Source organism: Falsigemmobacter intermedius (genome assembly GCF_004054105.1).
In the GTDB taxonomy this organism is placed as follows: Bacteria; Pseudomonadota; Alphaproteobacteria; order Rhodobacterales; family Rhodobacteraceae; genus Wagnerdoeblera; species Wagnerdoeblera intermedia.
In genome coordinates, this window is record NZ_SBLC01000104.1 from 1 (window position 1) to 2,702 (window position 2,702).

At 59.1% G+C, this 2,702-nt stretch carries 3 protein-coding genes; all 3 read left to right on the top strand.

Features of this window, described 5'->3' with window-relative positions:
• Positions 1 to 1,149, top strand: a 1,149-nt coding sequence (gene mgtE, locus EP867_RS19215) for a magnesium transporter (protein WP_128491042.1), incomplete at its 5' end; no start/stop codon positions are given.
• Positions 1,150 to 1,403: 254 nt separating this feature from the next.
• A complete protein-coding gene (locus tag EP867_RS19220) occupies positions 1,404 to 2,288 on the top strand; it encodes a universal stress protein (RefSeq protein ID WP_128491043.1) in 885 nt (294 codons plus the stop codon).
• A gap of 221 nt (positions 2,289 to 2,509) precedes the next feature.
• A partial coding sequence (locus EP867_RS19225; protein WP_164888973.1) for an IS110 family transposase occupies positions 2,510 to 2,702 on the top strand: 193 nt, incomplete at its 3' end.

Below are 2,702 nucleotides of genomic sequence, written 5' to 3' on the forward strand. Positions count from 1 at the left end.
CTAGACTATCAAGCGCAACTCGCCACGAGCATACCGCGCGCCGATCTGGCAGCCATCTTCATGGAGATGAACGCTGACGACCGCGCGGACCTCTACAAGAAGCTGACGGACGAGCAGCGCGAGGTGCTGATGCCAGCGCTCGCACAGGCAGAGCGCGAAGACATTAGGCAGCTGGCCGCCTATGAGGAAGGCACGGCCGGCGCAATCATGACGTCGGACTACGCGTCTTTGTCCCCACAGCTCAATGCGAAGCAAGCGATTGACGTGCTGCGTCACGAAGCGCCCAACAAGGAAACCATCTACCGGGCCTATGTGGTCGACGGCCAGCGTCACCTTATCGGCTCGGTCAGGCTTCAAGACCTCATCACCGCACATGGGAGCATCAAGGTCGCCGATCTGATCGAGCGCAATACCCATGCGATCCCCGTTGACGCCGATGTGGAGGCCGCCGCTCGCAAGATCGCTCGGTACGACGTGATTGCGCTGCCAGTGATCGACGCGCAGGAGCGGCTGGTCGGCATCATCACCCACGATGATGCGCTGGACGTGATGGAAGCGGAGGCGACCGAGGATTTCCAGCGGTTGGGAACCGTCACCAATTTGGATTCGAGCGTTGCGACCGCAACCGTGCCAATGCTCTACCGGGCGCGCATCGCCTGGCTGATGCTACTCGTCTTCGGCAACATCTTTTCAGGGGCAGGCATAGCCCATTTCGAAGACACTATCGCCGCACATCTGACGCTGATGTTTTTTCTCCCGATTTTGATCGCTTCGGGCGGCAATGCCGGCTCGCAATCCGCCACCTTGATGGTGCGCGCGCTGGCGACCGGCGATATTCGCATTTCCGACTGGGGCCGTGTTCTGGGCCGCGAGCTGGTGGTGGCGATACTTCTGGGTCTCAGCATGGCGGCGGCCATCGCCGTTATTGGCGTCTTTCGTGGCGGCCCCGACATTGCGATCGTGATTGCGCTGTCGATGGTGGTGATCGTCATCGTCGGCAGCATGATCGGCATGCTGCTGCCCTTCATCCTCAGTCGCTTCAATATGGATCCGGCCACTGCCAGCACGCCACTGGTGACCTCGATCGCCGACGCAACCGGCGTTCTGGTCTATTTTTCGATTGCAAAAGCAATACTTTCGCTTCCTTGAGCAAAATTTCTGGAATCACTGGTCGCGAGAAGGTGCTTTCCGCATGCGCACCATCTATGCTGCTGCCGCAAAGGCCTATGGCGTTGTCGACAAGATCGCGGCACGAGGGCTGGCGAGCGGTGCCCGTGTAATGGGCGTACGGCGCGATATTCCAAGAAAGGGTGAGCTGGCAGCGGCTCTACGCTATCCATTATACTAACAGCGGGAGGAGCCCACACCGCTTTGCTCCTCCCCGACATATCAGGAGATCCGGCGTGACGATCAAAACAATCATTGCAGCGATCGCCCTCGAAAATGATGAGCAGCAGCTAGCGCGCCGCGCCATTCGGCTTGCAACCGACCACGGGGCCAAGCTCGTGCTGGCTCATGCGATCGAGAGCCTTCCGGAATCCGATCCTAATCTTCCGCCTCCAGCCAAAAAGGAAGCAATCTCAAACGTGCTGGAATCAGAGGCTTTCGCATCACTCAAGCAGATGGCCGAGAGCGCGGCGGTTCAGGCAGAAATCGAGGTGGAGTGCGGCAAAGCCGACCAGTTTATCGAGCGCCTGATACGCGATCACGCTGCCGATCTGCTGGTCATCGGGCCAGGAAAGCCTCAAAACCGGCGCGAAAAAATATTCGGCTCGACCGCCGACCGGGTCGTGCGCGCCGGCTTATGTCCAATCGTGGTCGTCAAGCGCGTAACTGACGATCCATACCAGCGTGTGATCGCTGCCATTGACTTCTCGCCAATGTCGTTTGCAGCAGCGCAGGCTGCGACGCAAATAGCCCCGTCGGCGAAAATTGAGTTGATACACGCTTTCGAAATCCCGCTTACGTTCGAGCAGGCCATGCTGAAAGTGGGAACCTCTCAGGCCGAGCTTGACCGATATCGTCAAGCCAAAGCACAGTCTGCCTACGTAGAATTGCACTCCATCCGTGCAGATCTAGCTGTGGCAGGCAAAATCCGTGTCGTTCGGGGCGATCCCACTACCGCGCTGGTTCGGCTCGCAAGGAGCGGAAAAGCAGACCTTGTCGCGCTTGGTATTCAGGGAAAGAACGCGATATCCCAGTTGATTTTGGGCAGTGTCGCGCGCCGCGTGCTCGCGGCTTCCTCGTGTGATGTACTTCTGTCAGGTGGCGCCATCTCGAGGGATTGACGAAGCATGGCGCACGGACGAAGGCTTATGTGTCTCTGGCCTGCTACATTAGCCCCATCGCAGCTCCCGGCCAGGAGTCGCGATGGGGTAGGATACAGCGCTGAACACCTTGTGGCATGACCACGATCGCTAGCAGGCTGATCCTGCCTCTCTTCACCGTCTCGAACAGTTGACGGCGGCCCGTTTTGCGGGACCGCGAAGTATAAGGAAGAGAGAGTGATATGATACCAGCAGCAACCGTGATCGGCATAGATGTTTCCCGCGATTGGCTCGACGGCTTTTGTGTGCAGAGCGGGCGGCGGCTCCGCCTGCCCAACACCGCAGCAGGCCATGCACAACTTCTCGCGCAGCTCGAAGATCTGGCCCAGCCCGTGCGGGTCGGATTTGAGGGCCGGGAGGATCAGAAAACGATCC